Source organism: Leptospira sp. B5-022, from assembly GCF_000347035.1.
GTDB classification, from domain to species: Bacteria; Spirochaetota; Leptospiria; order Leptospirales; family Leptospiraceae; genus Leptospira_B; species Leptospira_B cinconiae.
In genome coordinates, this window is the sequence record NZ_ANIJ01000010.1 from 174,065 (window position 1) to 181,182 (window position 7,118).

General features: G+C 37.4%; 3 protein-coding genes. 1 reads left to right on the forward strand and 2 read right to left on the reverse strand.

Annotation, left to right across the window (positions count from 1 at the left end; all coding sequences use genetic code 11):
- The first annotated feature begins 1,476 nt into the window (after positions 1 to 1,476).
- Positions 1,477 to 2,430 (forward strand): hypothetical protein, encoded by a 954-nt coding sequence (locus LEP1GSC192_RS04215; RefSeq protein ID WP_157186887.1) that lies wholly within the window; start codon positions 1,477 to 1,479, stop codon positions 2,428 to 2,430.
- Between the two features lie 1,524 nt (positions 2,431 to 3,954).
- Here LEP1GSC192_RS04215 and LEP1GSC192_RS04225 read toward each other — a convergent pair.
- A complete protein-coding gene (locus LEP1GSC192_RS04225) occupies positions 3,955 to 4,350 on the reverse strand; it encodes a hypothetical protein (RefSeq protein WP_157186888.1) in 396 nt (131 codons plus the stop codon).
- 94 nt (positions 4,351 to 4,444) lie between these two features.
- Positions 4,445 to 7,118 (reverse strand): RHS repeat domain-containing protein (locus LEP1GSC192_RS04230; protein WP_020768539.1); only part of this gene is annotated, 2,674 nt, incomplete at its 5' end.

Sequence of the window (7,118 nt, forward strand, 5' to 3'; positions counted from 1 at the left end):
GCGAAGTCTATTCGGAGTTTACCGGTTTTGGGATAAGTTTTTTCGTTCTCCGCCTGCATGGGCGAACATGCGCAAAACCGCCCCGACAACAAAACTCCACATCAGTAGGAGCTCCTACAGAAAAGCCCCTGCATTGTCGATCGGAATATAAAATTTCTATAATACGATCTCATTTAAGCGAAAAATTACAACTCCGCTGATCTTTCGATAATGTCCAAAATCGCCGTAGGATGAAATAATTTATTGCCTCCTTAAAAAATAACATTCCACATCCGGCGCAACAGCAGCGTCCCCAAACAAAAATCCGCTACCTTCATTTTGACAACGCTCATCAAATCCACGGATTTTATACGACGGATAATTTAATGTGCCGTTTTAATTTGTGACCTTTGAAATGAATATTTCCGGGATTTTTGTTTTAGAGAAGTTCAGGATAACGTCTGTATAGGGGTGTATTGTATTTGGCAGGGGACAGCAGATTCGTTCGCATCATTACTCTGAATAACGATTAAAACCAACGCTCAATGGACGAAATCTTATATAAAAATCGGAAGATAATTCATCCATACCGTGAATGAAATTCAACTAAATCGAACACTTTTTGCAAAAGACGAGTAACGTTTACTATAATAAAAAATATGCCGAAATGGATACGAGAAGTCGGGATAGCCTTTTGCTAAAAATGCGTGAATAGAACTGCCATAAAGAAATATGCTGAAATCCTTGTCGTGATCGACTCATCTTTCCCAGGGGTGCATGGGCAAATATCCACTAATCAACGCACAATAAAAAAACTTGACCCGTTCCCTTCCTAATTGAGACTGAATTACGATGCAATTGTCTATCTATTTCCGACGTTTTAATGAATGGCTTTCAGTTCACCAAAAAAAAGTTTTAATCGCCTTAAACATAATTGGTGCCTATTTCTTAATTTCAAAAATATACGATATATACTGGCTAACGGAAGACTCATTTATCAGTTTCCGAGTAGTAGACAATGCTATCAACGGCTATGGGCTTCGGTGGAATATAAATGAACGAGTCCAAGTATATACTCACCCTCTTTGGCTGTTGTATCTAACCAGTATTCATTTCTTTATTAAAAATATTTATGTGACAGCCTTAGTAGGTACCGCGCTCGCTCTATTGGCATTTTTTTGGATCGCTTATCGCTCCTTTAACAAAATAAAATTGATTATATTGGCCGCATTGTTTGTAAATAGTTATTCTTTTCTTGAATACGCTTCCTCCGGATTAGAAACCTCTCTAAATTATACTTTTTTAATATATTTTTTTGCAATATATATATATTCTTTCCACAAGGTAGATGGAGCAAAAAAAAGCCTCTTACTTTCCATCGCGTTCGGATTGGCAAACGCTGGTCTTGTCCTGAACCGAATGGATAATGTAATTTTTATATTCTTCCCGACAGTAATATGGTTATTAGAGAGGGTCCGAAATAGAAAAAGTTTTCCTTTGCTTTTCGGTTTTATCTTAGGTACGAGCCCATTTTTTATCTGGTCTGCATTTTCATTTTTCTATTACGGATATGTTTTCCCAAATTCTTATTATGCCAAAACAATGGTCGATTTCCAAAATGTAAGATTGGATTGGTGCCTTAATTATTATAGATACGCAGCAGATCGGGATGTATTTCTTCTCATTGCTCAAATTGCGGCTATAATAGCGGTCTTTCTAACTCGATCCTCCAAAAAAATCTATATCCCATTACTTTCGGGATTTTTATTGCAGCCTTACTATGTATATAGTGTTGGCGCAGACTATTTCGGAGGACGTTGGCTTACTTCTTCTTTCTTAATAGCAGTTCTGATAATAGCTCAATTATTACCGAAATGGAAAAGAGTGAGAAACATTCGGGTACTTACTGCAATCACCATAATCGGGATAATGGGCTTTAACCTCAATTACTCCAAAATTTGGTCTAAGAATCCATTTATAGATCCATTAACCGGCACCGTAATTCAAAAGTACGGCGGAACAATTGACGAAAGATTCAGCTTAGGCGGATTTACTAAAATTTCAAACTGCCTCGGAACGGGAATTTGTTACCAATTCCATCCGCTTTACGGTTCTGCAAAAGAATATGCCCAAAAAAATCCACCGTATCTTGTAGCTTATGCAGTAGGTGTGTTCGGTTATGCTGCCGGCCCTACTTTACATATCATTGATGCACAGGGTTTAGGAGATGCGTTTCTTGCAAGAACTCCAGGAGCGGCGGTGCATCCAGGGCATTATCCTAGACATGTTCCGGACGGATATCCAACAGGTGATACTTCAAAGTTCACTCCAGAACAAAAAACGCTTTATCAAGAAGTTGTTTTGTTAACAAAGGCAGACTTGTTCGATAAGGAACGACTGGAATTGTTGAAGAGTAAATTGCTGCTTAAATATCGCACTCCACGCCTATAGTAGATTTTCTTTTAGTGTTTTATGAGGGGAAGTCTCCCCCAGTCGCAGCACAGAGGAGCAACAGTGTTGCTCCGAATGCAAGACTCCCTTAGGGTGACTGAACGAAGTGAAGTCAAATTTGCAAACAAACTGCAATGGAATCAAATCTATATCTCCGGGAATCCTCAGCTTCGAACCCCGGAGCAAAGACCCTTTCTAATATTAGATAATAGGATCGCTAGCCTTTAAACCAGTATAATTCTCGCTCGTGGGAACAGTTTGACTTGGATCTAAAACTTAAAGCCCAATAACTTGAATGTCTTTTGCCCGAACATATAGACCAAGAAAACCTACTGCCAAACAATTAACAAAAGATAGAAGGGAGAACATCCCAATGAATAATATTTTTCCAATTATAGAACATTATGATATCGTTTTAAAAAAAGAAATTTATAGTGGATAGTTTCAGAGGGAAGATGATGGGTAGTTGGTGGAGAGAATTTTTCGTTAGCAAAGGAAATATACATAACTCGAAACAGGAGATACCCATTCGTGGCAAAGGATTACTCAAATAGGATATGAGGAAAGTTAGACAAAACATGTATTGAAGGCGGTTTTTCTTCATAGAGATCTTAGATTACATATGCAATTTTTAGGTATGGTCTTCTTTGGCTTAGGCATCTTCTTTTTATTCAAATACATAAGACAATCTTCTTTCAAAGATTTGATCTTAATCCCAATTAATGGAAATTGTCCTTTATTCTTTTGTACATTATTATCTTTGAATATTGGAGCAATCTTAATCACTACAAACGATCCAGAAGGACTTGGTTTAAGATTTTCCTTCTGGCAATCATGGCATCGATTACTATGTATGCTGTCCTTTCTCCAGTGAAAATAAATTCGATCAAACTTAGATGGTTTCCAACTAAATTGGGAACAGCTTTATGTTCTCTTCATTTCCTAATATATATATATTGTAATTTGGAAGAGGCTATCTCTATATATAAATCTGCGACGTACACTGTCGCAACGGACTATTGGATGACAAATCCTGTCATTTACAAAACTAATTTTGAAATCTAGGCAACGCCAATTGATGATCTAAGCTTAGGACCGAAAAGAAATTTTGAGATTATCGAAAAAGTATTAAACAATCCGAAAGGCGTTGAATGTGTTATCAATAACTGGCTTACACCTTTACTGAATAAAGCTAAGGATCCGTAAAAATTCATAGAAACAGATTTGTTTTCATTTAAAATGCTGCGCCCAAAGTTATTGGGGATTCGATTATTTATATTGTAGAGAAAAGGTAATTGAAGAATTCCGTATTCTTTAGATACGTTATACAGATTTATCCTTAATAGGAGATGTTCAATTAAGTTTATTCGCCAAGAAACGATTGATATTATTGAGGAAGATGTGCCAGTTAGCATAAAAGTCGTTTCTTGAATTATTATCAACTGAAAGTTCATATGAAAAATTATAAACCTTAGGAACAATGTCCCTTTACTGTTTCACTCACATGTAACTCCATCCAAACTATTAAAATAAAGGAGGAAGCACCAACTCATCTTCGGAATCTTGCATTTGATGAATTGCGAGGTTTTTCATCAGATATTCTTTACGAAAAATTTGTTTTTCTACTTCATTATCTATACCAGAATAAATTGACTTGAATTCCGGAAGTTCCATACCTCGAAATTTAAATTTGCGCATTAAATATTCTTCAAAATCTACTACTTTGTTTCCTGCAACCAAATAGAGTGACACATATTTCGGACCAATTAATTCAACACTAATGTCAACTCTTAGATGCTTTCCTGAATAAATGACCGACTCATACATGGACGTATGAGTATCCATATCTTTTCGGCGCAAAAAACCGTAATCTATTAAGAAAGAGAAATAACCTTCAACCATTGAGACAAAAGAACTCAATTCAATATATCTCCAAATAAAATGTTTTCATTGAGTAACCCCTCTATACTCTGTGTAAATCGATTAATTTCTAACCAAGTATACAAATTCTCATCTATTGAATCCAATTGCTAGGATTTGGACTATTCACAAAACCTTTTAATTCGCCCCAAAATTTTCCGTATCTATCAAATAATCTTCGATAGTTTTCCGAATCCTTTACCGCTTTAACCTCGCCACCATATATCTCACTAGGAATCCTACCTCCTTCTTTACCCAGCTTACCGAGCAAACGCCCTGTAAAATCAGGTCCAACGTCACCTATTTTCTCTTTATTTTTCAATAACTCAGAAATATACTCATCATTTAATTTTCGAGTCCATATACGACCTTTTAAGAAATCAGTAATTGTTTTAAATCCCTTATCAGGGTTTGCTTTTGCAATAGTATCAACCCGTTTTTGCGTCTCTCCAATCAGCCAAATAGATTTCCCATTTTTTGCAGAATTTATGGACTGCTTTCCAACAATGAAAACTTCAGGTAGAACAATCCCAAATATGCCCCAAGTGGCTTCCCATGCAGTTCTTTTTGTTAACTTTAAATAGTCGCCTTCTAAAACGTCAGCAGATGCCTGAAGCATATAATTTCCAAAATTGGCACCGGGCATAGAATTTAATGGATGATCTTCATTCATTCTAACCGCATTAACGTATTCTTCTTTAGTCACTGGCCGACTAATTTCGTACATCAAGCATTCAGCGTTCATGCATGGGAAAGATTGATTTCCTGTTGGGTCCTTATATAAAACCGGGTTTCCTTTTACATATGCAAATCTGTTCCACCCTTGCGTACTACGCTCCCCATCAATAACACTATCCGCACTCGTAAACCTCGCGATCTGCGGATCGTAGTACCTTGCATTATAAAAATAGAAATTAGTCTCTCTGTCTAATTCCTGTGAGTTATACTTAGGAGCAAAATCTAACGTTCCTCTCTGCACAAAAGTCTCTCCGTACGGCTCATACTGCATACGACTGAGAGTATTCCCGGCCTCATCTAATACATGAGCTACTGAATCTACTTGGTCTGTTAAAAAATAGGCCGCCGCTCCTTCTTCATTGAGAGCTGCGATTCGAACTCCGTTTAAATAAATATTATTAATGGAACTTAATAGATTGGTTTCGTCGGAATATTCTAAACCGTAAAACTTGCTTGGATAAAGTATCTCTTGGTTCTTAAATCCTGCCCCATTCGGAACCAAGGCCTTTTTACGAATTCTGAACCCGCCATCATCATACCAATACTGCCCAACAACTGCGCTATTCGCATCCTGGACTTGGTAAATTCTATTTTGAGAATCAACAGAAATAGTTTTTGTGAGATCTTTAAAATTATCTCTTTGATAGGTCATGTTCCCGGAGGAGTCGTAACTCATAACCAAACGATTGTTTCCAGTTTGGGTGGAATCTATTTGTGCGACTTGGTGGTTGGAATATTGATAATTCCACTCATCAATAAGAGTGTTATCATTAAAATTATGATTACGTTTTGCGAGTAGGTTTCCGTTCTTAGCATAGGCAAAACTTTGGCGGAAAGTTTTGGTATAATTATCTGCAGATTCTTGGTATTGCCCATCTGCTGCAACGAGCCTATTTAAGCCGTCGTAGCTATAATTATATGCAGTAGTGTATTCAGAAGAAGTGTTTGTGATCCCTGTAATATTGTTTCTGCTATTGAAAGCATATACGGCATCTTGGAGAGTCTTTGTAGTTCCTCCTACTTCTCCCGTGGAATTGATACGAACCAATCTTTGTTTTACATCATATGTATAACTAGTTTGTATCCCGTTTCCAAGAGAGAATCCCGCGGTCTGTCCAAATTCATTGTATGTAATGTTTTCAACGATAGTTTTACTACATGATCCGGGTAAAATTCCATTCGTATTTATCTGAACGGAAATGCCTGTAATATAACCTGCTGTCCCATAATTATAGCAAGCCTTCATCCGAGTATGATTTACAGGATGTTCCGGGTAATCGATAGAGGATACTCGTCCGAGTAAATCATATTGATATTCCGTAATATAAGGACCACCAACAAGTTCTAATTCTATGTTTTTTAAGGTCCTAGTTTCTTTCTTAGCTCTACCTAATTTGTCATAACTGAATGTTTTTGATTGAACGGAGTCTTCTACTTTGACGAGCTTTCCAAGAGCATTTTGAGCGCCGGAACCGGAATCATAGTCATAATAGATAGTTCCGTCGGGCGTGTCCTTGGTTGCCATTCTTCCAAGAGAATCATAAGTAAAGGTAGTAGTAATCCCGCGAGCATCTATGGATTGAGTTAAATCCCCGAACGCATTATAAGAAGCAGTGCTGACCCCGAAATCCGGATCGCTGTTTTTCTTTAATCTGCCGAACGCATCATATAACCAATACGCTTGGTTTTTTCCGGAAGTGTCCTTTGCATTGATCCCGCTTGTATCGCAAGATAAAGCCCCTCCATCGTTCAGATCCGATTTTTTGATCATCTTTCCTGCAAGATCAAAGCAGAATCCTATTTTTGCATTGGTCCCATCCGAACCAAAGTCTTCTATATAAAGAACCTGGCCTCTTCCGTCTTTCACAGTTCTTTTACTTGTTCCACCGCTATGTGTTTCTACAGTTTCAAAAGGATCGTTATAAGTTACGGTTAACGTGGTTGCTTCCGTTTCTCCTGCGGCAACGGGTAGGATCGTTTTTTTCGCTCTTCCGATGGCATCGTATTCGATATAACTTGGGTTTCTTTCT